The organism is Enterococcus sp. S183_ASV_20, from assembly GCF_018919685.1.
Classification (GTDB): Bacteria; Bacillota; Bacilli; order Lactobacillales; family Enterococcaceae; genus Enterococcus; species Enterococcus faecalis.
Map to the genome: position 1 here is coordinate 54,146 of NZ_JAHLRI010000002.1, position 26,202 is coordinate 80,347.

Sequence of the window (26,202 nt, forward strand, 5' to 3'; positions counted from 1 at the left end):
TTCCAAAACTTAGCTATATATACTTACATAGTACGAGATTTTTGTAAAAAAATAAAGCGATTTCTTCTATTTTTCTTAAAATTCTTTAAAAAAGTTCAAAACCTTTTTGTTTAATCACATTTTGTATGGCGGCGACGACTTCTTCAATCGTCAACCCTGTTGTATCGATTTTCACAGCATCACTTGCTTGGACAAGGGGTGATACTTCTCTGGTTGAATCTAAATAATCCCGACGTTCAATCTCCGCCTTCAAGGTTTCAAAATCCGTCTCAATCCCTTTTTCTTGATTTTCTTTAAAACGACGTTCTGCACGTTCTTCAACGCTAGCCACCAAGAATATCTTTACTTCGGCCTTTGGTAAAACTGCAGTACCAATATCTCGACCATCCATGACAACTCCGCCGGCTTGACCAATTTTCTGTTGTAACGCCACCATTTCTTCTCTAACTTTTGCATGTTTTGAAACAGCTGAAACAGCATTCGTTACATCTGGCTGGCGAATCGCTTCGGTCACTTCATGACCGTCGATAAAAACACGTTGGCCATTCTCTGCTTGCTGAAAAGAAATAGTGTGGTTGACACAAAGCGCTACTAATGGCTCTTCCGCTTGAATGTCGATTTGATTTTGCAAGGCCAGATACGTAATCGCTCGGTACATGGCACCCGTGTCACAATACACATAATTCAATTGTTTTGCTAAAATTTTTGCAACTGTACTTTTGCCTGACGAAGCTGGTCCGTCAATAGCAATACTGATTTTCCCCATGAAAAAACTCCTTAACTGATATGCATCCTTTAAAATGCGCTTCTTCTTTTATATTAAAATCAGAAGAAAAGAACTTGGATTTAAACTGATGACGAGTCTCTAACGAAAAAGCAATAAGCCGAAATCCCTCGAAAGACGCAAAACATCTTTCGGAAATTTCTGCTTATTGGCATTCTCATGTAATCATCCGTCGCGGTTTAGCCCTTGAAAGTGCTGTCCAAACCTCTTTTTCTGGATTATTTAATACGTAATGGTTGTCCTGGATAAAACACAGATGTATCAATCCCAGGATTTAACGCTAAAATTTGTTCTAATGTCATTCCGTTACGTTCGGCAACTTGACGTGCCCCTTCGCCACTTTGAACGGTATCATAAACAGGTTGTTGGTTCTGCGCTTGTTGCTGTTGTTGATTTTGAGCTTCTTGTTGTTGTTGCTGCTCTTGTTGTTGCTGTTGCTGTTGTTGTTGTGCTTGTTGGTCCTGTTGTTGCTGTGCAGCAGCATCAGAACTTGAAGGTGTTGTATTTTCAGCTGGTTGGCTGCTTGCTGGTTCTGAGCTTTCCACTGATTTTGACGTACTTTCTTTTTTCTTCTCTTTTGATGATGATTGGACTAATGAAGAAGATGGCTGGCTATTTTTGCTAGCACTTTCGTTCGGTTTCTTGTCTTGCATCATCCATAAGAAAGTCCCAATTGGAATGGCAATAATTAATAATAGCAAAATAACTAAAACAGTTAGAAATAATGAATTTCCTCGTTGCTGTTGGCGTTTTGCTAAACGAGAACCACCACCATTTTGATCAGGTTCATAAATTGATTGTTCCCATGGCTCACGAGCTTGGTTTTTCTTTTTGTCCTTTTTACTCACTGCTAATTTCCTCCTAAACTTCTCTCGCTTGTTATTATATCATAGCTTTTGCCAACTGCCGACTAAAAAAATGAATTAATCACGTTCTTTAAATAATTTTAGAAATTTAGAACGCCAACCTTCTTCATTTTGATTGCTGGTCTTGTTCGATTTTACTATTGAATCTTGGTAAATGTCAAAGAATAACGCACAATTATCACAACAAGTTTCCGGTGATTGTTTGACAATCGGTTCTTGAAAATAAGTTTGAATCAACGTTCTTCGACAGGTTGTGGTTTCAATATACGTCAGCATCCCTCTTAATTGTGCTTGGCGATCTTTTTCTTTCTCCTCTAAACGATGCTCTAGCTCTTCAAAAGAATAATCCTTGGCTAAATAGCCTTGGACCCATTTTTGTTGTAACTCGGTGGCATTTTCTAACAAACCTGCTTGTTCTTCTCCTTCAATCAGCGATTTTAAGGTCGCTCGATTCGCTCTTGTCTCTTCTAAGAAAAACCGATGAATAAATTCATCCCCTTTTTTATACAATAATAGCGCCCAACTTTTTTGACCATCACGTCCAGCTCGCCCGATTTCCTGCAGGTAATTTTCTAAGCTATCAGGCAAATCAAAATGAATCACTCCACGAACATCAGGTTTGTCGATTCCCATCCCAAAAGCATTCGTTGCACAAAGAATATCGATTTGATTATCAATAAATTGTTCTTGCAAGCGACTACGTTCACTAGCCTCCAAGCCCCCATGATAATAGGCTACCTTAAAACTGGTTTTCGCCTGAATAAGTTGACTAATTTGTTCTGTTTTGTTGCGCGTGGCGCAATAGATAATGATTTTACCAGCCGTTTTAGATAAGTAATCTAGTAACACTTCTTCTTTTTCTGACGTTTCCTTCACGAACAAGCCAATATTTTTTCGATTCACTGAAGAAAGAACTTCTTGATAGCTGCCATGAGAAAATAATTGTTTTATAATTGCGTGCTGTACAACGGGTGTCGCTGTGGCAGTTAACGCCAAGGTCAAAGGAAAGTCTAGCTGTTTTTGGACCAGATCTAATTTACTATATTCAGGGCGAAAATCGACGCCCCACTGATAAACACAATGGGCTTCATCCACCACAAATAATGCAATTTTTTGGCGTTGTAACACACTAAGTACTTCTTGCTGCAAAAGCATTTCTGGGCTTAAAAACAGATAATCGTATTGGAACATTTTCGCTAAAATATAACGCTTTTCTGAATACTGTAACGTACTGTTTAAGGCAACCGCACCTTTAATTCCTTGTCTTTGTAATTGACGCACCTGATCTTCCATTAACGAAAGTAAGGGAGAAACAATTACCGTTAGTCCCTCTAACTTCTGACCCACAAATTGATAACACAATGATTTGCCAGTGCCTGTTGGCAAAACAGCCAATGTATTCATACCGTCAAGTAAGTTTGTAATCACTTCTTTTTGACCAGGCTTAAACGCTGCGTAACCAAATCGAGTGAATAATTCTTGTTCTAATGTCAACAACACTCACTCCTTTTCTTGCCAAATTTGTTGGATTTGATATAACCGAAAATCTAAATAAGAAAGCGTCGCTTCTTGCGCTCGCCAATCCCGATACACCCACAACCGCGGATCTTGTTCTGTTTGAGCCAAGTTTTGGAGTATTGCCTCCTTTTCAAGATAAACAGACGCCTGCAGCTGCCCTTGAATAGCCAACTCTAATAGATGGTCATGAATGGTACTCGGTTTTATTTTTCGTTGCTCAGCAATTTCTTGAAGCGTCTTGCCTTCCGTTAACAATCGTTGGGTTTCTTGCATACTTTGGTTTAGATTTTTTTCTAGATACGGCCATACAAGCGTTTGTAAAGCAGGATAGTTTCCTCCGTACATTATCAACTGCAGTAAATGATGAACCGCTTGCGTATGCCATAAACGCTGTTCAAGAGCTGTCTTATGGCTTGTTAATTGCTGAGGAACTTTGCCAGTTTGCTGATAACCAGAAAGTTGCGCAACCAAATAGTCGCTTTCTGCTTCAGGTAGTAACTCAAACCCTCGCAACAGTTCTCCTTTGATTGATTGAACGCGCTGCTCTTTCTTGTCTTGTTGTAACCATCGTTTCAAATATAGTTGCGGAATCGGTGTTGATAAAAGTGGAATATACTGTTTTTCCTCAAATGATAAATACGAAGTCACTTGCACGGCAAATTGAATGAGTTGCCAACTTTCTCGATCACTTCTGCCAAAACGATAAAGATCAATTGCAGGATAATCCAGCAACGAAAAATGGTGCTCCTTTAAAAATAGTTGCCCTTCTTTTGTTAGTTGAATCTCATTTGTCTCTTTGTGATACTGAATTTGTTTCGCCTTCGAAAGTTTTTCAAGAAATTGAAAATAGGCTTGTTCGGAAATCGTTGGCCACCAGCCAATGAACCGTAAACAATCATATAAAAAACCATAAATCAAAACAGAGCTAGTCCGTTTGCCTTTTAAAAGATGATACAAAGTTGATGCACGTACCTTGTATCCATGAGATAATAACGCTAAAATAAAAGTTGCTTCCATAGTAAACCTCTTTTAGATAGGATGTGTCACTGTTTATGCAATCACGTTTAGTTCCTGAAAAATGTATTGCTTGTGGACTTTGTCAAGTTTATGCGCCCAATATATTTGATTATGATGATCATGGGATTGTCCTTTTTAAAGACGAGCCGCATGCTCGACAACAATTTATTCCAGAAAACGAACGCGAGAATGTGTTAAAAGCGTACCGCAAATGTCCCACGCGTGCAATAGAAATAAGCAAAAATGAGTGCTAAATAATTTAGCACTCATTTTTGCTTAGAGTATTTTTTCGAGCCAAGCAAGTGTTTGCTCATCTATCGAAACAAACTGTAATTGTCCTTCTTTTAGCGGTTCTTTGACTAAATGAATTTGATCATTTAGGCCATTGATCCATTCATAACGAAGACCATTTTCTTTTGCTTTAGAATTTTTAGCTTCTAAATAATAATTGACATGGTAATTTTCTTTACCATCCAATTGTAGCGTATTAATGGTCACTTCAAAATCTGGTGAAACATCGGTCGATTTCTTTTCACGTAATCGTTCAAGTGCTTCAATAAAAGAAGGAAATTGAGGATTATTTTCCCCATCAACGAGATATTTTTTAGCAAATTCTGTACTATCCGTATGACTTTTCACTTGTTTGGCAAATGCTTGATAAAAGGTTTCTAGCGCTTTGCGGGCATCATAGTCGCTAGCTAACGGAAAATTCAATTGTAGCGTTGGATTATCGGAGAGCGCTTCGACAAAATCATTTTCACCAATCGTTTCTTTTGATGTTTGAATTTCTTCTCCATTAATCGTCTTTTTAAGTTGAATCGTCATCCCTTTGGACCAGAACAAAGGGCCAATCGTTTTGCTTCCATTCGTTAGCGTACCAACTTTCCGATCATTAATATAAATATCTGCGTCTGGCAGATTGCTCTCCACAACAAAATTCATTCGTTTAAAATCTAAAGGAATACTAGAAATATAATTTTCCTCTTCTAATAAACGATACTCTTCTGTGATAACAGGTTCGCCGGTGCTATCTTTCACTGTGGCTGTAAAGGTATATTGTCCTGGCGCTAAGGGTCCCAATTCCTTTTGATAAGTGGTTGAGTCGGAAGTGCCCACTTCCCGCCCGTTCATTGCTAGCGTCACACCGCGCTGATTCGTCGTTAACTGAACAGAAACAGGCGTTAAAATGAATTGATAACGGTGAAAGAAAAATGCTGTTTGACTTGTTTCACGAATAGTTAAACCATGTAGCTTTTTATCCTTTAATAGCGCTTTTTCTAATTTTTTTAGCTCAGTTGGATTTTTTTGATAATAAGTGATTAAAGGCTTAATGCTTTGCGGATTCACTTGAAATTCAGACTCGTTCGTCCTCATTTTTTTACTTAATTCTTGGGCATCACCATTCTCAATCGCTTCAATAAAATGAGAAATTTGTTGTTCCTTAGAAAAATAATGCGTCCCGAGAAAATAGCTACCCGCTCCAAGAACGATGAACACAAAAAGAAACACCCAGATCCAGCTTCTTTTTGATCTGAGAGGAGTAGATTCGTTCCCTTTATTCATTGATGGTTGTGCTTGGTTTTCCTCTTGATGCATTGATTCATTCATTAGCGGAGCGCCGCATTCTTCACAAAAGGACTCCGTATCACGATTCACGTGACGACAATTTTTACACTTTTTCACTCAGGAAAACTCCTCTTTCTTTGATGATTTCTATCATACCAAGGGAAAGTTAAAATTACAATGCAGATGGTTTAGTATTTTTTAACAGAATGATGACAGATTATGACAACCTCTTTTCTTTTAGGCGTAAATTTTAAAAACCCACTGTCAAACATTGTTCAACAGCAGGTTTTTTATCATTTATTTTGTTAACGGTGTTTTTTTCTGAATAGTATGTTGTTTTTTTGATAGCCATGGCAATAACTTCGCATGTAGTACTAGAAAAACACCACTGACTAAGAGGCCTTTAATAAGGTTGAATGGCACAATACCAATCGCCACATAGCTTGCTAAAGATGTTCCTAAAAATTGTTGTGTGGTCACACCATATAATTGTAAGTAAATGGGTGTAATGACAAAATAATTCGCAATACTCATGAAAATTGTCAAGGCTAAGATCCCACTTACTAAGCCCACTATCCGATTTGTACGGATATTTTTCTTTTTACCAAAGAAATAAAAAATTGGCAAGGTGAAGATACTACTTGCTAAAAAGCTAGCGAAATCTCCCACCATATTTTGCGGTGCTAGTCCGGTTAAGAACAGGTGTAGCAACGAACGAACAAAAGCAGTAATTACTCCTGCTAACGGTCCGTACAAGAACATTCCGAGTAGAATCGGAATATCACTAAAATCGATTTTCAAAAAACTAAACGCCGGCATAATCGGAAATGCCACAAATTGTAATACTGTACCGATTGCGGCCAACATTGCAATGCTGACCATTTTTTGTACCTTGTTGTTCATCTGAAATCTTCCAATTAAGGACCCATCTTCAACGAACTTTTTGATTCGCTTCTTTGTCATACAAAAAAACTCTATTTTTCTGCAGGGAAAAATAGAGTAGGATTATCTGATGAAAAAGCGTCTCAAATAAGCCCTATCTTCTTTATCCAGACTATACTGTCGGTATTGGAATTACACCAATTCAATCGTTAAAAACGAGTCGTGGACTATAACCACCGGTCGGGAATTACACCCTGCCCCTGAAGACGAACCTTGTATTATATTTTTTTACTTACTTAGTGTAACCCATTTGAACAATGAATGCAACTAACTAAGCTTTTTTATTAAATTTCATTGATTGTTTCATTTCTCAAAAAAAACAATCCCTTCGCCATAAGCGCGAAGAGATCGAGTCATTTTATCTTATTTAGCTTGATTTAATAATTGACTGATTTCTTTTTTAGTTAAATCACGATATTGCCCTGGTCGCAAACCTTGTAAGGTCAACTCACCGTAACGTTCACGTTTTAATTTTTGAACAGGGAAACCAACAGCTTGAAACATTTTCTTCACTTGATGATTACGTCCTTCATGAATCGTTAATTCCACGACACTGCTACCTGTTTTAATATCCGCTGAAAGAATTTGAAAATTGGCTGGTGCTGTGCGTTTGCCATCAATGCGAATGCCTTTGGCTAATGGCAATAGATCCCGTTTAGTAGGTACACCTTTAATTTTTGCTACGTAGACTTTATCTACTTCATGTTTAGGATGGGTTAATTTTTGTGAAAAACTTCCATCATTCGTTAAAAGTAACAACCCAGAAGTATCATAATCCAGACGACCGACTGGATAAATTCGCTCAGTAACATCTGTAAAATAATCCGTTACTACTTTACGGCCTTTATCGTCAGACACCGCAGAAATAACCCCTCTTGGTTTATAGAATAAATAATAACCATATTCTTCTTGATAAATTGGTACACCATCAACCTCAACAGTATCTTGTTTACTTACTTGCGTTCCTAATTCTTTGACCACTTGGCCATTGACTTTTACGCGGCCTTTGACAATTAATTCCTCTGCTTTGCGACGCGAAGTCACCCCAGCATGAGCAATTGCTTTTTGTAATCTTTCCATTGTTTAAGCTTCCTCGCCTTCTGTTGTTTCAGACATTGGGTTCGTTTCTTGATAACGATCAAAAAATAGATCCATTGGTAGTTCTTCTTCTAATTCATCTTCCATTTGTTGGATATCTGGTAATTCATCTAAACTTTTCAACCCAAAGTAATCCATAAAATACTTCGTTGTGCCATACAAAATTGCTCTACCAGGACCATCGACGCGGCCTTTTTCTTCTATCAACTGACGGGCAACTAACTTTTGGATAGAGCCAGAAGTCTGTACGCCACGAATTTCATCAATTTCAATACGCGAAATTGGTTGCTTATAAGCAATAATGGATAATGTTTCTAGCGCCGCTTGTGATAAGGCGTTCGACATAGGCGATTGCGCATATTTTTTTAGTAATGAGGCATATTTTTTCTTAGTTGTTAAGACAAAATGATTGCCGACTTCTAAAATATTTAACGCCGATTTATTGTCAGAAGCATAATGTTCTTTCAATTTCGTTAATTCTTCATAGGTTTTTGCTGTTGACTTCTCTAATAAGTACGCAAGCTCTTCCAAGCCAATTCCTTCTTCGCCAACCACAAATAAAATTGCTTCAATTTGACTAACTAATGTCACTGTGTTTCCTCCACCTCTGTTGTATCTTCCTGCTGGGTTTCTGTATTAAATAACAAAATTTCACTATAATTATTTTCTTGTTCAGCATAAATCACGCCTGTTTTCATTAATTCTAAAAGAGCCATGAACGTTGTCACAATTTCTTGTTTGGAATAAGAATCGAAGAAAGAATCAAACGACACTGCCTTCCCTTTCTGTACTTGACGCATACGTTCTGAAATAGCGGTGATTTTTTCTTCGATGGAAACATCGTCACTAGCAACAGTTGTTTCAACAGGCTGGCGATTTTTTTTCTTTTCTAACATGGCATGAAAGGCTAGAAATAAATCAATTGTATTAATTTGATTAGGCGGTAGTGTTGTATCTTCCTCTTTATAATCATCCATATCCATTGGTTCTTTTGTATAATAGAGTTTACGTTCTTCTTCTTTTTCATGTAAAACAGTCGCTGCATATTTAAATTTCCGATACTCCAATAACTGAGCTACTAAAGCTTCCCGTGGGTCTTCCTCTTCAAAAAAATCTTCATCATCAATGATTTCAAGCTCTTGTTTTGGAAGCAACATCTGACTTTTAATAGCCATTAAGGTGGCAGCCATGACTAGATATTCTCCAGCGACTTCTAACTCTAAGGTTTGCATCGCATGAATATAAGACATGTATTGTTCAGTTACTGCTGTAATGGGAATGTCATAGATATCGATTTCTAATTTTTGAATTAAATGTAGTAGAAGATCCAGTGGTCCTTCAAAGACATCTAGTTTTAAATTAATTTCTTGCAAAAACGACACCTACTTTCTTTTCTCGACTTCCTAGTTTACCATAAATTTATTCGTTTGTGGGCATTCTCGCAAATTAAGCCCGAGGAAAATGTTCCTTATAAACATCTGCCATTCGTTGTTTGGTAATATGTGTATAAATTTGTGTCGTGGAGATATCTGCATGTCCTAATAATTCTTGCACGATTCTAAGATCTGCGCCATTTTCCAACAAATGTGTCGCAAAGCTATGCCGCAATGTATGCGGCGTAATATTTTTCTCTATCTGGGCTTCTCGAACAATCTGTTTTAAATTTTTCCAAATGCCCTGTCTAGATAACGGTTCGCCATGATGATTAACGAACAGGTGTGTTTCATTCGGATGGTTTTTAATCAATTGAGGTCTGGCTTCGTTCATATAGCGCTCAATCCATTGAATCGCATAATCGCCTAAAGGAATAATTCGTTCTTTGTCCCCTTTTCCGATTGTCTGCAATAAACCAATGGATAAATGCAGATCCCCTAATTTTATTTCAATTAGTTCACTAACTCGCAGGCCCGTTGCATACATCACTTCTAAAATAGCACGATTCCGCATACCTAGTGGTTTACTTGTATCAGGCGTTTCAATTAATCGAGTCACTTCGTCAACAGATAATGTACTTGGCAATTTTTGAACTTTCTTGGGGGAGTCAATATGTTGCATCGGATTATGTTCGCTTAAGCGTTCTTGACGTAAAAATTGATGAAATCCTCTCAAACTAGAAATCATCCGAATCACACTTGCTGAAGCTTGCTGTTCTTCGTGAAGGGATTGCAAAAATTCTGTAATCATGTAACGGTCAACTTCGTCCCAAGAATGCAGGCCTTGTTCTTGTAAAAAGGCTACGTATTTTTTTAAATCTCGTTCGTAACTCCGTCGTGTGTTATTTGATAAGCCCCGCTCTATTTGTAAATAGTGTAAATAATCGACTAATTGTTCTTCCATTATCCTTCCCTCATTTCTAGTACTATCCTATCAGATTATGCCCTAGATTGCATGGGTAAATTCCAACTTATTAAAAAAAATCAACTGACAACAAAAGACTTGTTCACTAAGTCGTTAACTTAAGAACAAGTCTTTTGTTGTTGCTACTATTAGTAAAGAATAAATTTGTTATTTTATATATTTATCTAGAAAAGCAGCTACTGTTTCCTTATATTTTTCTGGGTTTTTATTATAAGCTTTCGCATGCTCTGCTCCAGGCACGACATATTTCTCTTTAGGTCCTTGGGTTGCATTATAAACTTCGTCTAACATACTAAACGGCACAAACGTATCATTTTCACCATGAATAAAGAGCATTGGTAAATGATTCTTTTGCAATTGCTTAACAGCACTTGCTTCCCCAAAGAAATAGCCAGCTCTAAGTTTCGTAATCCCGCTAGTAACATTAACTAATGGGAAACTTGGTAAATTGAAAAGCTCTTTCAATTGATATTGCAATTCCTGATTGACTGTAGAATAGCCACAATCTTCCACAATGGCTTTCACGTTATCTGGTAATTTTTCCCCGCTCGTCATCATGACTGTAGCAGCACCCATACTGACACCGTATAAAGTGATTTGTTCTTGCTGACCATTTTCGGTTAAAACTTTCTCAATCCATTGGACATAATCTTTACGATCGGGCCAGCCGAACCCAATATAATCTCCTTGACTTTTCCCGTGACCACGCGCATCTGGCGCTAACACATTGTATCCCCAATCATGATACATTTTCGCAAAGACAGACATCGTTTCTGCCGAACCCATATAACCATGCGCCATAATAACGGTACGATTACTTTTTTTGTCGGCTGGTAAATAAATGGCCTTTAGACGTAGCCCATCTTCCGAAGTAATTGACCATTCTTGTCGATTTTTGTCATCTTTAAACCACGCGCCTTCAGGTGTCTGGACCACTTTTGACCCTGGGGTATTCTCATTTATAAAGTCTTTCTTTCCTGGAACTACTGCATAATTATAAAAATATAAGCCTGCCGCAATTAAACCAATTGCAATTACTACAATAAGCGCAATCAAAATTTTTAACCATCGATTCATCTACGTACTCCTTTTATTTAAACTGTATGATTCATTATAAGTTGTCGCCCTTTTTTTGACAACTACCATTCAAAGATTCAGCCATCTTTCTTTACCACTACAATGGGACAATTTTGTTGCGACAAAAAAGCATAGCACAAAAATATTACCTTTTACGCTATGCTCCACTTATCTATTTATAGGAAACTAAAAATTATTTATTTTCAATAAGTTTAAAACTTGACCATGGTTTCAAAAATTCTAATAAGAAACGTTCGTCATCAGAAATACGACCAACCACATTTACACGGCCATCATTTTTCATTTCTTTTAAAGCAATTTGTGTTTCCCCTTTGTATTGTCCATAGCCAACGTTGTCAATCAAGACATCGCCTCGAACAATATCTCTCGTTGTATGAGCTGGGAAAGGACGATCTTTATAGTAAACACGTGTCATCGTTGAACGCAAAACGTAATCAGAACGATCTCCACGATAACTGTGTAAGTTATCGAACAATGCAATTCTTTCATCTTCTGTGATTTCTGGTTCTGTATCCACTTTGATCGAAGGATACGGTGCATGAAAGGCTTCTGCCATTGCTGCTAATTCTGCTTCTGAGGCATAAGCATTTCCGACAGAAATATCATCGATTAATCCTGTTAAAACTAAATGCTTAACTTGCGTTGCAATTTCTAAATCGCGGTGGTCTTCCAAAGAACATAATCCATCTTGTGTCGGCCATGGTCCAAATGTAGCATCGTGTGAGTTCACAAACGCCATCGTATTTAAATTATATTTTCTAAATTTTTCTGAACAATAAACAAAATGATCATAGCCTAAGCCGGTATAGCGATGTGGATAGAAATTATGTGAGCCTAGTAAATTTTCTGTGTTTGGTGAGTAGGCCATAATATTATCTACATAACTTGTCCCTGAACTCATATTAATTTCAATTTTAATGCCATAAGGGTTTCTTGTCATATTCGCCTCTTCTTGCCCAGTAAAACCAAGATCTAAACGAATACCGTAAGCGCCCATATCATGGAAAAATGATAAATCATCATAAGAGATGCCTAATTGTTCGAACAATGCAGGATTAATATCGACCATCACTTCCATACCTAATTGGTTGGCGTAATCTACGACTTTTTTAAACTCTGCTAATACCTTTTCCCGATCATCATTGATTTGCAATAAACTAGTAAAGACACGCTTAAAGCCGTATTTATGAGCCAAATCCAAATATGCTTTGTCCTTTTCAAATGTTGAACGTTCTGGATAAATTGAAATACCTAATTTTCCCATGTGATTGCCTCCTAAATTGTAAAACATAATAATGTATCTGCTTACATTGTAGCAAAAAAAACAAAAGTGGTCTACACCTTTCCTATAGGAAATCTTATAAAAATTCCACTGGTTTGTTATCTTCTCTTTTGTTATGATAAAAAAGAACCTAATTGTCAGTGTGAAAGGAAGAGGAAAACAGATGAAACATAAGAAAATGCTTGCTGTTGCTTCAGTTGCAGCATTCACCTTGCTTTTAGCAGGCTGTAACACAACCAATAATAAAGGCACGACCGCAACGAGTGATTCTGTCGCTAAATCCAGCGAAAGTAAAACAAAGGACTCGGTCGACTTAAATTCACTAGATTTACCACAACTAGATGACAAAGTTGCCGAAGATCAAGACTTAGTCCAAATGGTTACTTCAATGGGAAATATTGAAATCAAACTATTTCCTAAACAGGCTCCAAAAACTGTTGAGAACTTTATGAAACATGCCAAAGATGGCTATTATGATGGCTTGACTTTCCACCGCGTCATCAATAACTTTATGATCCAAGGTGGCGATCCTAGCGGTGATGGAACTGGCGGAAACAGCATCTGGAATAAACCATTTGAAGATGAATTTTCAAACCAGTTATATAACATTCGTGGCGCGTTATCAATGGCGAATGCAGGACCTAATACTAACGGCAGTCAGTTCTTTATTGTCCAAAATACAGATGATCAATCTGATGGTCTTTTATATGATGATTATCCAAAAGCAATCATTGATGCTTACAAAAAAGGCGGCTATCCTTCTCTTGATAAAAAACATACTGTTTTCGGTCAAGTTACCAAAGGAATGGATATTGTCGATAAAATTGCCAAAGTCGAAGTTGGTGCCAATGATAAACCAAAAACCGATGTTAAAATTGAAAAAATCAATATTCTTCAAGAAGCAAAAAAATAACAAAAAGTCAGAACGTACGCTGAAGATACGTTCTGACTTTTTGTTATTTTTGAATCGCTTGTAATGCCTTTTCTGGTACTTAGTCTTGATTGACCTCTTCATACGTATTGATGTGGGCCCCTTTATTTGAGACTTTTAGATAATGATCTGTTTTTAATTCATGGTCCGCTGTGAAAGTTATTTCTCGCGTTTTGCCTTCCTCATCTGCGGCTACTTGCGTATAACTAGCAATTCCATAGCCATTAACGCTATCGGCTTTCTTTGTTTTAACATACACATTTCCTTCTTTAACCAATGGATTTAATTGATCTAACACACCAGCTAATTCGCCAGAGTTCTTCTCTGCGTAAAACTTGGCCCCAAATAAACCACCACCAATAACAATTGCTGTCACCACTAAAAATTTAATAAATTTCATCACATAAATCCTCCCGAGTAATTATTCTCTGTTACTTCTTCCAAAGTATAGCAAGTTTTAAACAATCCTTCCTCGGGCGCAACGACCAGTTTTTTCTCAGACTTATGTCGTATTTTTGTTATTTTGAATAAATAACAAAACACTACTCTTCTATCAATAATTGACTTAATAATTGAATTTCTTGATTCTTAGTTAAGTCAATTGTTTTCATTGTAACCGCTGTGGCTAAACCTAAATAGATTACCACCATTTTAGGAAATAATTCGACAAATTTTCCTTTGTCCATTTGTACATATTTTTTATCCAATAATAAATGCTCTTCAAAAAAAGTTTGAAGCATTTGCTGCAATTCTTCTTCATAACCATGTGCTTTCATAAATAACGCCGTATAGATTTTTTGATGTTTTTGGGCAAATAATATAAAGTTCAGACCCAATGCAATCACTGGGTCTGAGGCACCGACATCTGCTTTATAAAATAATTGCATACGATGAAATAACGATTTAATTAAGGTTCGTTTTAAATCGTCCATGTTGACAAATTCTAAATAAATTGGCTGCGTAGAAATCCCCATAGCATCTGCAATATTTCTAGCAGTTAAATTAGAAAAACCTTTATCTACTAAAATTTTTTCAGCTACGTTTAAGATTTTTTCCTTTGTATATACCTTCGTTCTAACCATTTTCATACCCCTTTTCTCTTTTAGTTAACAATAACTTTATTATGTTCACACAAAAGAAAACCATTTTCATTATATATATAATATTTTACACTTTTTTATGCGTTTCTTTTCTCAAAATTTTCTATACATTTCAAAAAAATTGAGAATTTTCATCACCTATAAACAAATAGTGTCCAGAACAAAAGGTCATCACCTTTTGTTCTGGACACTAAACGGCTGCACTCTTTATTCTTCTATTTGTTTGCCTTGTTCTTTGGCAAGCTCATTTTTATCATAAGCTACAAAGAACGGATAGTAAATCAAGATGGCCACTAGAATTAAAACAATATTCAAAACAGCAGCACGCCAATCGCCGCCTGTCGCCATAAAGGCGCCAATTGGTCCTGGTAAGGTCCAAGGAGCGGTAAAGACAACTTCACTTACTAAACCTAATTTTGTGGCAAACCAAGCAATCGTTGCTAAAACCATTGGTGCAAAGATAAAAGGAATCATTAAAATAGGATTTAAGACAATCGGTACACCGAAAATAACTGGCTCATTAATATTAAAAATAGACGGTGCTAAAATAGCTTTTCCTAGTTTTGAACCATATTCTGATTTTGCCCGGAAGGCTAATAATATAGCTAAACCAATTGTGGCTCCAGCACCACCAATCCAAATAAACCATTGGTAAAAAGGTTCTGCCGCAATCCGAGGTAATGCTTCGCCAGCTGCTTTAGCAGTCGTGTTTTCCTCTAATAGTTGTAGCCATAGAGGACGCGCCAACGATCCTACGATTGAAGCGCCGTGAATCCCAAAGAACCAGAAAAATGTGGTTAAAAAGACTAACAACAAGACACTCAATAAAGAGTCCGCTGCTTGAACTAGTGGTCCTACTAAGTTCCCTACAAATGTGTGCCAATCAAAGCCTAAATAATAAGTGATTGAACCAATCAATAACATGACAATTAACGTCGGAGTCAACGATTCAAATGAACGAGCAACAGCAGGTGGAACGTTATCAGGCATTGTAATTTTGAACTTAGACTTATCTGTCACTCGATAGATTTCGACAGCAATAATTGACGTCACAATCCCGACAAACATCCCTGCACCACCCAAATTAGCCATTGGTAAAACAAACCCAGAAACGCCAGCTGCTTTACTGGCTTCTTCAGGAATCGCTACAGGTACTAATGTTAATAAAAAAGCAATCGTAGCCAAAATCCCTCCAGAGACTTGATCAAGATTATATGATTTCGCTAAACTAGCGCCAATGCCAAAAGTCGCATATAACGCCATAATGTACATTGTCATTCGGTAAGGCAATAAGATTGTAGCAGCATTACTTGTTAAAAATTGAGTAATGCCCCAAGATTCTGGTAACGGCGGAAACGCAATAATTAGAAAAAAAGAACCGACAATAATTAAAGGTAATGTCGCAATAATCCCATCCCGCACCGCACGTAAATGGCGCTGATTGGCAATTTTAGCCATTGGTCCAGCTAGATGATTTTCAATCCAAACAGTCAGTTTATCTAACATAAATAACACTCTCCTCTGTTTTTCTCTTAAAAAATAACTCCTTTAATCAGCCATAAATAAGAGATAAGCTCTAATAAAATAAGAGAAATTAAAAACAACCAAATAAAACGCTTACAAAAACCTGTTTTCGTTTCAATAAAATAATGACTATACGCTAACGCAAAAGCAATCCCAACAGGCAAAAAAATCATGGCACCAATATTAAACGGCAGACTGAAAGTCCATAATAAAACACTCGGCAACAGGACACCACATAAGAGCCCCATACTAAAAAGAAAACCGGCACTTTTAACTGAAAACTTAGGAACCATTGCTTGATTGTTTTCCATTTCAATTTCGCTCCTTTCGTTTGTTATTTTGTTACATTTAAAATTATAAGCTATTAAAAATATTATTTCAATCTATTCGCTGATTTAATACTAATTTTAAAATAAAAAACCAGTTCACTGAGTGAACTGGTTTTATGCTTATTCGACAAATTCAAATTCAAAATTACCAATCCGAACAATGTCGCCATCTTTCGCGCCACGTGCTCGTAATGCCTCATCGACACCCATACCACGTAATTGACGTGCAAAACGCATTACTGTTTCATCATGATCGAAATTCGTCATTTCAAATAATTTTTCTAATTTTTCACCAGATAAAACCCATGAAGCATCTGGTTCACGATCAATCGTAAATTCTGGACCTTCTGGTTGGAAGCCATAACGAACGGTTTCTTCCTCTACCACTTCATCTTCATATAATGGGAATTCAGGCGTTACTTCCAACAAGTCAGCTGTTGCATTTAATAAAGGTTCAATACCTTTACGAGTAACCCCAGAGATTGGGAAAATAGGTAGCTCATCAGCATACTCATCGGTGCGTTCCTTCGCAAGTTGCTCTTTAAATTTCGCTAAATTCTCTTCTGCTTCAGGCATGTCCATTTTATTGGCAACAATAATTTGAGGTCGCTCCATCAAACGTAAATTGTGTGAAGCCAATTCTTTATTGATTGCCAAATAATCTTCGTAAGGATCGCGTCCTTCCATGCCACTCATATCAATGACATGTAAAATAACACGCGTCCGTTCAATGTGGCGTAAGAACTGTGTTCCTAAGCCGACACCTTGAGAAGCTCCTTCAATTAAGCCTGGCAAATCTGCTGCAGCGAAGCTTCGACCGTCACTAGTAGTCACCATCCCTAAGTTTGGAACTAACGTCGTAAAATGATAGGCACCAATTTTCGGACGAGCGGACGAGATAACAGAGAGTAACGTTGATTTCCCTACAGAAGGAAACCCAACTAAGCCAACATCTGCTAAGACTTTTAATTCTAATTCGATTTTACGTTCTTGGCCCGGTTCGCCGTTTTCGGCAATTTCTGGTGCAGGGTTTCTTGGGGAAGCAAAGCGAATATTCCCGCGACCACCGCGTCCGCCTTTTGCTACTACTAAGGTTTGACCATTCTCAATTAAATCCCCAATTAAGGCTCCAGTTTCTGCATCACGAACTGTTGTACCTGGTGGAACTTTGACAAGTAAATCTTCTGAACCACGACCGTGCATTCCTTTACTCATACCATTTTCTCCAGGTGTCGCCTTAAAATGACGATTAAACCGGAAATCCATTAATGTGCGTAATCCTTCTTCAACAACTAAAACAACGTCGCCACCGCGACCGCCATCACCACCAGCGGGACCCCCGTCTGGTACATATTTTTCTCTACGGAAAGCAACCATTCCGTCGCCGCCTTTACCAGCTTTGACATCAATCGTCACTTGATCTAAAAACATGGACATATAATTTGTCCTCCTATTCTACTTCTACTATCTTTAATCACCTCAAAAAGCGTGATTCGAAAGTCTTTATTATTGTATCGGGAAAACAACCGTTTGTCTAGCAATTCTAGTTAGTTATCGTTGGAAAAAGCAAAATTTCTCATGAATCTTTCGCTTTCTTTTTGTCGCTTCGCTATCAGTCTTTTGACAAAAAAATTTTAGAGGTTCATACTATAGATAGTTGAAGAAAATCACTTTTTCAGCAAGGGTCCAAAGAAACACAAACATCTAAAGGAGGAATTTTTGTTATGACAGTCAAAGTAGGAATTAACGGTTTTGGAAGAATTGGTCGTTTAGCCTTTCGCCGAATAAAAGAAGTTTCTGATGATATTGAAGTTGTGGCAATCAATGATTTGACTAGCCCAACAATGTTGGCTCACTTATTACAATTTGACTCTACGCATGGCACCTATCCTGGCACCGTGACAGCCACTGAAAATGGCATTGTTGTGGACGGCGAAGAAACCCGTGTCTACGCAGAACCAGATGCAAGTAAAATCCCTTGGGTTAAAGAAAACGGAGTAGACATTGTCCTTGAATGTACAGGTTTTTATACCTCTGAAGAAAAAGCACAAGCTCATTTAGATGCAGGTGTGAAACGTGTGGTTATCTCTGCTCCTGCAGGCGCAATGAAAACAATCGTTTATAACGTCAATGATGATACACTTGATGCCAACGATAAAATCATTTCTGCCGGCTCATGTACGACAAACTGTCTAGCACCGATGGCTTACTTTTTAAATAATGAATTTGGTATTGAAGTTGGTACCATGACAACTGTTCATGCCTACACATCAACACAAATGCTATTAGATGGCCCTGTTCGTGGCGGAAATCTTCGTGCGGCACGCTCTGCTGCAGACAATACTATTCCCCATTCAACTGGTGCTGCTAAAGCAATTGGCTTAGTTATTCCAGAACTTAATGGAAAATTACAAGGCCATGCCCAACGTGTTCCCGTTGTGGATGGATCCTTAACAGAATTAGTTAGCATTTTAAAAACAAAAGTAACAGCTGATCAAGTAAATGAAGCAATGAAAAAACACACCATTGATAACCCTTCTTTCGGTTATGATGATCGTGAAATTGTTTCTGGAGACATAATCGGCACGACAGAAGGTTCGATTTTTGACCCAACGCAAACAGAAGTAACGACAGCTGGCGATTTCCAATTAGTGAAAACTGTGGCTTGGTATGACAATGAATATGGTTTTACTTGCCAAATGATTCGCTTATTGGAAAAATTCGCTAATTTATAATTCCAATGAATAAAAAACTGCCTTGCATAAATTAATGCAAGGCAGTTTTTTTAATGTTTACTTTGACAACTTTGACAAATACCATGAAAAGTTAAGCGATGATCTTTGACTAAAAAATGATACCGACTTTCAACAATTTGCTCTACTTCACCAAGCAAGTCTTCTTCCACTTCCTCAATTGTGCCACATTCTAAGCATAACAAATGGTGGTGAAAGTGTTTGGCGCCTTCTTTTCTTAAATCATAGCGAGCTAAACCATCGTTAAAGCTCACTTTATCAACGACTTTTAAGTCTGTTAAAATTTCTAGCGTTCGATAGACTGTTGCTAGACCAATTTCCGGACTTTTTTGTTTTACCAAGAAGTAAATTTCTTCTGCTGATAAATGATCTTTTTCATTTTCCAATAATACAAGTACGGTTGCTTCCCGTTGTGGTGTTAATTTAAAGCCTGATTCATGTAATTGTTTTTTTGTCTTTTTTAAAGCAGCAGTCGAATCCATTATTACAGCTCCTTGTTTAGAATGATTACAAATTAAGAAACTTAATTTATCAATCAAATTAAAATAATTATAAAAGAAATAACTGTAATTTGCAAGATATTCTCAATTAGCTACCTTAATTTTTTTCTTTTGATTGTTCCAACGAGCCAATTAGAATTGTTTTACCATCTTCTTGTTTAATTAATTTTTGTTTCATTAAATGGCCTAAGGCGCGTTTAAATTGAGCTTTACTAATGCCAAAGGTTTGTTTAATTTCATCAGGGCTTGATTTATCGGTGAAAGGAATTTGGTGATCGTTTGCTCTTTCTAAGAAAGTTAGAATCATTAACGCATCATCGCTGATTACTTCATGACTTCTTGGTTTTAATGAAAGATTCAATACGCCGTCCGGCCGCACGCCAATCACACGCCCCACTACTTTTTCACCTAAACGTGGTTCCTGGAATCGTTCAGAAGGATGGATAAATCCAATGTATAAATCATCAGTTAAAATATACGTTCCTGCAAGTTTCAGACGATACACATGCCCGGTTAAGTTTTGGTTTTGCATTTCAGCATTCCCGCGTTTTGCCATGGCTTTAAAGACTTTTTCATCTGCTAATTCGCCCCAAATGCGGTCTTTACTGTCCACTTTTAAAGTAACCATTACTCGGTCTTCTTTTTTAGGCCAAAGTTCCCGCATGGTTGGTAATTCATCCAACGAAATAACGACATCTTTATCTGGTAAGCCAACATCCACAAAGACACCTAAATCACGTCTCGTTCCTGTGACAGTACCAAAGCCATAGCTACCAATGCGCACAGTAGGAATTGTAGTTGTCAGTGCTGGCTCTTGTTTTTGATTTAAATAACCAAAGCCTTCTACAGCCTCCCCTATAGCATGCGTACCTTCTTCTTTTTTTAAACGGAATGTGATACCATTTTTTTGAACAAAATAAAATTGTTCATTTTCATCGACCACAATGCCGGTAAATGTTGTTGCTAGTAATTCTCTCATTTATCATTAACTCCTCAAGGAAAGCCAATCGAACAAAAGATTTCCGCTTTCGTTCGATTGTTTCTATTTTCTTTTATTGCCCTGCATTACGAGAAGCGTTCCCTTTGAACCAACCTGTTTTAGCATTGATTGTAACTAAATACATGTGAACATTTTTCTCTGTAGTGCCTTCTAATAATTTTGATTGATTGTTTGTTGCATAAAGATTGTAGTAACCTTCGCCATTCACAATTTTGGCAGGTTCTAAAGAATATCCGCCAGGAACCACATAGCCACGAGCAATCACTGTGTCTAAGACTTTTTCTTTCACACCTGGTGCCCATGTCCACGCTGGATTGCTACTATCAGCGATATCAGCAGCATCTGGCGCATAAAGCGGACTAGTGTAAACCCCGTCACTGTTCGGCGCCGTGTAGCCATTCGCTTCTGTTTTTGCTGGTTCTTCCTTCTTAGCGTTCTCTTTTTTCGCGGCAGCAGCTTGTTTTGCTTGTTCTTCTGCTTGTTTTGCTTGCTCTGCGGCAGCTTGTTCTTCTGCAATTCTTTTCTGTTCTTCTTCAACCTTGGTTAACGCTTGGTCAGCTGTCGTGACTTGTTTTACCAGTTCTTTTTTCAGCTTATCACTTGTTACTTTATCTACTTCTGCCTTAGCAGCTTGATACGTGTCTCGATTCAGCTGATTGGTAGTTTTTCCATCTTTATAAATGACCTCAACCGCTTTTTTAGCTTTTTGTAATTGGTTGTATTGTTGGTTCGCTTGATCGATTGCTTGGTTCATCAATTGGTTAAATGGATCATTTCCTGTTAATTTCTTTACGGAAATTGGTTGATCAGCAGCTAGAATCGCCGGTTTCAACTCATTGCCATTGACAATCGGCGCCTCAAATAATTGGTTGATTTGTTGAATGGTTTGTTGCTTCTCTTTCAATGTTTGAATTTGTTTATTTAATTGAGAATACTCTTCTGAATCTTTAATTTCCGCGACTTGTTTTGAGAGTTTTTCTGGACTAACAGTCACCATATCGGGTTTAATAAAAGCTTGCTCCTTCGTGGTATAAAAGGCTGCTAGTTCATCTTTCAGCGTATCTGTTTTCTTGGTTAGTGCCGCCGCCTCTTGTGCGGCAGCTTTTTGCGTTTGATCATGATACGCCCAAGCACTACCTCCAGCTAATAAAACAACCGCAAGCGCAACGAAAGCCACTTTTTTTGATGGTTTCTTCGGAGCAGGCGCTGGTTGAGCATTCCCAGTTTCATTCATCGGTGGTATCACACCTGAATTTGAAACTTTTTCCTCGGTTGCATCAGCGTCGCTCGGTGCTTCTAGCGACGCTGCACTTGTTAACCCTTCTTCAGAATCTGAAATGGATTCAGTTGGTGTTTCGGCTTGGGTTAATACTGCCTCACCGCTGTTTTCTAACTCTTGGGTCTCTGCTGTTTCTTCTGATGGATTTTCAGACATTTCTGTATCTGCTCGATGCGCTTGAATATAAGCTTGCAAAGTTTCGTTTGGTGTTACATCTTGATCTTCTATCGGTGGTTGTGAAAAAATTTCTTCTTCAGAAGTAGTAGAGATAACTTCAGTTCCTGAAATCTCTGTTAAAGCTTCCTCTTCTGACTTCACCGTCTTAGATACCTCAGCTGTTTCTGCTTCAACAGTAGTTGTTTCTTCCGTTGTTTCTTCTAAATTAACTGCTTCGTCCGTTGCTAGTTTTTCTTCTGTTGAATGAGTAGGCGTCTCTTCTGTCGCTGGTGTCGACTTCTCCACCGAATCATGAGTCTCCTCACTAGCCCCTTCTTGAAGCGATGTTTCTAGACCAGAAACATCCTCTGAATCAGAGACTATTAAGTTATCTTCTGTCGACTCTTCTTTTTTGTCATCATTACTTTCTTCTTCTGGTGATTCGCCAAACAGTTCCATCACATGGCCTAAGCTCATATCTTTTAACTCAGACCATTCAATATTCTCATTTAATTGATCTTCGTGTTGTTCATTTTCCTGTGTTTCAAAATCTATATTTGTTGAAGTCGTTTCCGCTTCTTCTTTATCAACTGTTGTGTCAGTTAGTGAATAGCCACATGTTGGGCAGGTCGTTAATTCTGCATCGAATTCGTTCCCGCACTTCGGACATTTTTTTGTCATTCTTCCGCCTCACATTCTGCTAATATTCCATTACTTCTAATTTACCACAACTTGCGCCTTCTTCCAATAACTAGCAATGACATTTAGAGACTTTTTAAAAATCAAAAGCGGCTCTTCTCGCATGCACGAAAAGAGCCGCTAAACGGTATGTTTATTCTAAAAAGTCTTTTAATTGTTTTGAACGAGAAGGATGTCTTAGTTTTCTTAACGCTTTTGCTTCAATTTGACGAATACGTTCGCGAGTGACACCGAAAACTTTTCCGACTTCTTCTAGCGTACGTGTCCGACCATCATCTAAACCAAAACGTAAACGTAAAACATTTTCTTCACGGTCTGTTAAAGTATCCAGAACATCTTCTAGTTGTTCTTTTAACAATTCGTAAGCTGCATGTTCAGCAGGACTGGTAGCATCTTGGTCTTCAATGAAATCACCTAAATGTGAATCATCTTCTTCACCAATTGGTGTTTCTAAAGAGACTGGCTCTTGTGCGATTTTTAGGATTTCACGAACTTTTTCTGTTGGTAAATCCATTTCCGCACCAATTTCTTCTGGCGTTGGTTCTCTACCTAAATCTTGCAATAGTTGGCGTTGAATCCGAATCAATTTATTGATTGTTTCAACCATGTGAACAGGAATTCGAATTGTTCTAGCTTGGTCCGCAATTGCCCGCGTAATCGCTTGACGAATCCACCAAGTAGCATACGTAGAGAATTTGAACCCTTTACGGTAGTCAAATTTTTCAACAGCTTTCATTAAGCCCATATTACCTTCTTGAATTAAATCCAAGAATTGCATACCACGACCTACATATCGTTTGGCAATTGAAACAACCAAACGTAAGTTGGCTTCTGCTAAACGTTGTTTTGCTTCTTGATCGCCTTCTTCAATTTTAAGTGCCAATTCAACTTCTTCTGCGGCAGTTAATAATTGAACGCGCCCAATTTCTTTTAGGTACATACGCACGGGATCATTAATTTTAACACCTGTTGGCGCAGATAAGTCTTCTGCTTGGGCCTTTTCCGCTTCTTTTTCATCTTTTTTCAAGCTATGTTCACTTGGGTCTCCATTTTCATCGACCACGCTGATACCAGCATCTTCAACTTTTTGGATCAATTTTTCCATAGCTTCTGCATCCAAAGTATACGGTGTGGCTAATTGATTCGCTAGATCATCATAAACCACTGTTCCTTTAGGCTTGTTTTCTTTGATAAATGCTGCCACTGCAGCTTCATATTTTTTACTTGTTTCTTTTTCCATGAAAGAAGGCCCCCTTCATTTTTCGGTTCACGCTTGAAATAACTGATAAATCACTGGGACTTATCAAAATAAAATGAACAAAACGCTTAGTTCTATTCATTATATTGCTTAAGTAAATGTTCGTTGAGCTTTAAGCTGTCGAGCCAATTGGATAATCTCCATTGTTAATTCGGCTTCAAGCTGTTGGTTGCCCACTCGTTTTGCTTCTTGCTGTTGAATCTTTTTCTGCTCAATTGCCTCTGCAATACTTGATAAGGCAATTACATGTAATAAATCGGCAACTTCTCGCTCAGAGCTTTCTTCCGATAAATTCTGATACGCAATTTCAATTGCTAATTGTTTGGTTTGATTATCTTGCAAGAAATTAATAAAATCGGCAATGTCGAAACTTTGATGCAGTGTCGCATAACTTTCTAGCAAGAAATATAATTCTTGGTATTCATCATGAGCGAATGAAAAATCTGGCAATTGTTGAATGGTTTGCCGTACTCCTTGTTCATTCATTAAACGAAATAATAAGGAACGTTCTGCTTTTTGAACTTGTGTTAACGGTAACTTGTTCTGGACGTGATTCTCTTCAAAAACAGGCTCTTCCATTGGTGGTGGCATCATTTCATCTTGATAAAATTGTTGCCTTTCTTGCCGTTGGACTGAACGTTGCGCTTGCTTCAATTGATTGAATTGTTCTTCTAAACTATGAACAGAAAGTTGAAATTCCTGAGCAATTTGGTTTAAATAACGATCACGTTCCAAGGGAGATTGAACATTGGTTAACTCCCGTAACAATTCGTTCACATAATCCAATTGTTCTTTTTCGTTATTCATGTTTCTAGTTAACCGATGATAGTTCATTTTAAAACTAAAAACTGTTTCTCGGCCATGATTGGCTAAATTTTGAAAAGCTTCTGCGCCATATTTCCGCACATATTCATCAGGATCCAGCTTTTCAGGGATGCTGACAATACTCAAGTCAAAATGACTGTTTTCTTGCAATAATTGAATCGCACGGTTTGTGGCTTGAACACCGGCATTATCGCCATCGTAACAAATAACTACTTCCTTAGCGACCCGTTCCAAACGCCGAATTTGTTCATTGGTCAAACTAGTCCCCATTGAAGCCACCCCGCTTTTTACGCCTGATTGCCAAGCAGCGATAACATCCATGAATCCTTCAAAAAGCAAGACTGTATTTTCTTTACGAATTTCTTTTCTGGCTTTATCAAAGTTAAACAGCGTTTCTCGCTTATTAAAAAGTGTTGTTTCAGGACTATTCAAGTATTTAGGCATCTCATCCCCTGGAAAATCAGCTGTTTTTAACAAGCGACCAGAAAAGGCGATGACATTGCCTTGGGGATCATTAATTGGAAACATGATTCGTTGATAGAAACGATCCAAAAACGTACCGTTATCTCTTTGGACAAACAGCCCCGAAGGCTCAAAAAGCGCTTCATCCAGTTGTTCATTTTTAAAAACTTGACTTAAGAAATCACGTTTTTGCGGCGCAAATCCAATTTGAAAGGTCTCAATTAGTTCTTGTGTTAACCCCCGCTCTAATAAATAGTTTAATGCGGGTTCGCCAATTTTAGTATTCACTAAAATATGATGGTAAAGTTCTGCGGCTTTACTATGCAGTTGTAACAAACTCCGTCTTTGTTGGTTTTCTGGGGTATCCGCTACTTCACGCGGCTCTGACCAATCAAAGTCCACAGATAAATGTTCCAAATCTGCAACACGTTTCACGGATTCTGGAAAACTAATGCCTTCAATTTCTTGCAAGAAATTAAAAACAGTTCCACCTTTCCCGCAGCCAAAACAGTGAAAAATTTGTTTGTCTTCTGCTACTGAAAATGAAGGGGAACGTTCTTCGTGAAACGGACATAAACCCATATAATTTTTACCGGATTTTTTTAACTGGACATACTGCCCAATAATATCTACTATATTCGTTCGGTGACGAACTTCCTCAATGACTTCCTGAGGAATGCGTTGTGCCATTGTCCTCACCTCCTAAGAATAGCATTGTGCTAACTCATGTGATTGACCGTTTAAAAAACGCACTGTCATTTCAGTGCGAATTCCAATGGACACATTTACACATGATTTATTGTATCACATAATCTCTGTTTTTCAAGTATCTTGTTTCAACTCAACAAAAAAAGAAA

Annotated in this window: 25 protein-coding genes and 1 riboswitch; of the genes, 3 read left to right on the top strand and 22 right to left on the bottom strand. The window is 37.8% G+C overall.

The features are described from left to right. Nucleotides 1-85 precede the first annotated feature (85 nt). From cmk to KQI94_RS01470, 4 genes are all read right to left on the bottom strand, one after another. Nucleotides 86-766, bottom strand: coding sequence for a (d)CMP kinase (gene cmk, locus KQI94_RS01455; protein WP_002357612.1), 681 nt, complete (start codon nt 764-766; stop codon nt 86-88). Between the two features lie 236 nt (nt 767-1,002). After that, on the bottom strand, nt 1,003-1,632 hold the full coding sequence (locus tag KQI94_RS01460; RefSeq protein WP_002369411.1) for a LysM domain-containing protein: 630 nt from the start codon (nt 1,630-1,632) through the stop codon (nt 1,003-1,005). 75 nt (nt 1,633-1,707) lie between these two features. Next, nucleotides 1,708-3,150 carry a RecQ family ATP-dependent DNA helicase gene (locus KQI94_RS01465; protein ID WP_002390631.1) on the bottom strand — a complete coding sequence of 481 codons (1,443 nt, stop codon included), beginning with the start codon at nt 3,148-3,150 and terminating at the stop codon, nt 1,708-1,710. Beyond that, a complete protein-coding gene (locus KQI94_RS01470) occupies nt 3,151-4,185 on the bottom strand; it encodes a helix-turn-helix domain-containing protein (protein ID WP_002369413.1) in 1,035 nt (344 codons plus the stop codon). Between the two features lie 35 nt (nt 4,186-4,220). On the opposite strand from KQI94_RS01470, the gene KQI94_RS01475 reads away from it, so the two are divergent. Beyond that, on the top strand, nt 4,221-4,439 hold the full coding sequence (locus KQI94_RS01475) for a ferredoxin (protein WP_002357617.1): 219 nt from the start codon (nt 4,221-4,223) through the stop codon (nt 4,437-4,439). A gap of 22 nt (nt 4,440-4,461) precedes the next feature. On the opposite strand, the gene KQI94_RS01480 is transcribed toward KQI94_RS01475, so the two are convergent. The 8 genes from KQI94_RS01480 to KQI94_RS01515 all read right to left on the bottom strand — a co-directional run bounded on the left by KQI94_RS01480 (nt 4,462) and on the right by KQI94_RS01515 (nt 12,511). Further along, nucleotides 4,462-5,793, bottom strand: coding sequence for a hypothetical protein (locus tag KQI94_RS01480; RefSeq protein ID WP_002390629.1), 1,332 nt, complete (start codon nt 5,791-5,793; stop codon nt 4,462-4,464). Between the two features lie 255 nt (nt 5,794-6,048). Next, complete coding sequence (locus tag KQI94_RS01485; protein ID WP_216454305.1) at nt 6,049-6,714, bottom strand: ECF transporter S component; 666 nt, start codon at nt 6,712-6,714, stop codon at nt 6,049-6,051. A 71-nt stretch (nt 6,715-6,785) separates the two neighbouring features. Next, nucleotides 6,786-6,905, bottom strand: a riboswitch (FMN riboswitch). 151 nt (nt 6,906-7,056) lie between these two features. Next, complete coding sequence (locus KQI94_RS01490; protein ID WP_002357624.1) at nt 7,057-7,773, bottom strand: pseudouridine synthase; 717 nt, start codon at nt 7,771-7,773, stop codon at nt 7,057-7,059. A gap of 3 nt (nt 7,774-7,776) precedes the next feature. Further along, nucleotides 7,777-8,382: an SMC-Scp complex subunit ScpB gene (scpB, locus tag KQI94_RS01495; protein WP_002357625.1), complete on the bottom strand. Its 606-nt coding sequence runs from the start codon at nt 8,380-8,382 to the stop codon at nt 7,777-7,779. After that, on the bottom strand, nt 8,379-9,173 hold the full coding sequence (locus KQI94_RS01500; protein ID WP_002390627.1) for a segregation/condensation protein A: 795 nt from the start codon (nt 9,171-9,173) through the stop codon (nt 8,379-8,381). The genes scpB and KQI94_RS01500 overlap by 4 nt, the downstream gene beginning before the upstream one ends. A 64-nt stretch (nt 9,174-9,237) precedes the next feature. Then, nucleotides 9,238-10,128 carry a site-specific tyrosine recombinase XerD gene (xerD, locus tag KQI94_RS01505; protein WP_002360354.1) on the bottom strand — a complete coding sequence of 297 codons (891 nt, stop codon included), beginning with the start codon at nt 10,126-10,128 and terminating at the stop codon, nt 9,238-9,240. A 168-nt stretch (nt 10,129-10,296) separates the two neighbouring features. Next, complete coding sequence (locus KQI94_RS01510) at nt 10,297-11,226, bottom strand: alpha/beta hydrolase (RefSeq protein ID WP_002357629.1); 930 nt, start codon at nt 11,224-11,226, stop codon at nt 10,297-10,299. A gap of 193 nt (nt 11,227-11,419) precedes the next feature. Further along, the gene (locus KQI94_RS01515; protein ID WP_002357630.1) at nt 11,420-12,511 is read right to left on the bottom strand and encodes a DUF871 domain-containing protein; all 1,092 of its coding nucleotides are present in this window, start codon (nt 12,509-12,511) and stop codon (nt 11,420-11,422) included. 181 nt (nt 12,512-12,692) lie between these two features. Between KQI94_RS01515 and KQI94_RS01520 the strand changes: the two genes are divergently transcribed. Next, nucleotides 12,693-13,442, top strand: coding sequence for a peptidylprolyl isomerase (locus KQI94_RS01520; protein ID WP_002374887.1), 750 nt, complete (start codon nt 12,693-12,695; stop codon nt 13,440-13,442). A 79-nt stretch (nt 13,443-13,521) separates the two neighbouring features. Here the strand turns inward: KQI94_RS01520 and KQI94_RS01525 are convergent, their stop codons facing one another. The 5 genes from KQI94_RS01525 to obgE all read right to left on the bottom strand — a co-directional run bounded on the left by KQI94_RS01525 (nt 13,522) and on the right by obgE (nt 17,850). Beyond that, nucleotides 13,522-13,860: a YxeA family protein gene (locus KQI94_RS01525; protein WP_002390621.1), complete on the bottom strand. Its 339-nt coding sequence runs from the start codon at nt 13,858-13,860 to the stop codon at nt 13,522-13,524. 142 nt (nt 13,861-14,002) lie between these two features. Further along, entirely contained in the window at nt 14,003-14,548 is a 546-nt protein-coding gene (locus KQI94_RS01530; RefSeq protein ID WP_002369419.1) for a TetR/AcrR family transcriptional regulator, read from the bottom strand. Between the two features lie 219 nt (nt 14,549-14,767). Beyond that, nucleotides 14,768-16,066, bottom strand: a complete 1,299-nt coding sequence (locus KQI94_RS01535) for a PTS sugar transporter subunit IIC (protein WP_002363934.1) — start codon at nt 16,064-16,066, stop codon at nt 14,768-14,770. A gap of 26 nt (nt 16,067-16,092) precedes the next feature. After that, nucleotides 16,093-16,395 (bottom strand): hypothetical protein, encoded by a 303-nt coding sequence (locus KQI94_RS01540; RefSeq protein WP_002363933.1) that lies wholly within the window; start codon nt 16,393-16,395, stop codon nt 16,093-16,095. Nucleotides 16,396-16,533: 138 nt separating this feature from the next. Then, nucleotides 16,534-17,850 (bottom strand): GTPase ObgE, encoded by a 1,317-nt coding sequence (gene obgE, locus KQI94_RS01545; protein ID WP_002384537.1) that lies wholly within the window; start codon nt 17,848-17,850, stop codon nt 16,534-16,536. 287 nt (nt 17,851-18,137) lie between these two features. Between obgE and gap the strand changes: the two genes are divergently transcribed. Then, nucleotides 18,138-19,148, top strand: coding sequence for a type I glyceraldehyde-3-phosphate dehydrogenase (gap, locus tag KQI94_RS01550; protein ID WP_002357638.1), 1,011 nt, complete (start codon nt 18,138-18,140; stop codon nt 19,146-19,148). A gap of 50 nt (nt 19,149-19,198) precedes the next feature. On the opposite strand, the gene KQI94_RS01555 is transcribed toward gap, so the two are convergent. The 5 genes from KQI94_RS01555 to dnaG form a co-directional block, all read right to left on the bottom strand. Continuing rightward, nucleotides 19,199-19,648 carry a Fur family transcriptional regulator gene (locus KQI94_RS01555; RefSeq protein ID WP_002357640.1) on the bottom strand — a complete coding sequence of 150 codons (450 nt, stop codon included), beginning with the start codon at nt 19,646-19,648 and terminating at the stop codon, nt 19,199-19,201. Nucleotides 19,649-19,763: 115 nt separating this feature from the next. After that, a complete protein-coding gene (locus KQI94_RS01560; RefSeq protein WP_002361792.1) occupies nt 19,764-20,645 on the bottom strand; it encodes a S1-like domain-containing RNA-binding protein in 882 nt (293 codons plus the stop codon). Nucleotides 20,646-20,718: 73 nt separating this feature from the next. After that, entirely contained in the window at nt 20,719-22,782 is a 2,064-nt protein-coding gene (locus tag KQI94_RS01565) for a cell division site-positioning protein MapZ family protein (RefSeq protein ID WP_002369422.1), read from the bottom strand. Between the two features lie 151 nt (nt 22,783-22,933). Further along, nucleotides 22,934-24,040: an RNA polymerase sigma factor RpoD gene (rpoD, locus tag KQI94_RS01570; protein WP_002360364.1), complete on the bottom strand. Its 1,107-nt coding sequence runs from the start codon at nt 24,038-24,040 to the stop codon at nt 22,934-22,936. A 108-nt stretch (nt 24,041-24,148) separates the two neighbouring features. Beyond that, the gene (dnaG, locus tag KQI94_RS01575) at nt 24,149-26,035 is read right to left on the bottom strand and encodes a DNA primase (RefSeq protein ID WP_002369423.1); all 1,887 of its coding nucleotides are present in this window, start codon (nt 26,033-26,035) and stop codon (nt 24,149-24,151) included. Between the last annotated feature and the right edge of the window lie 167 nt (nt 26,036-26,202).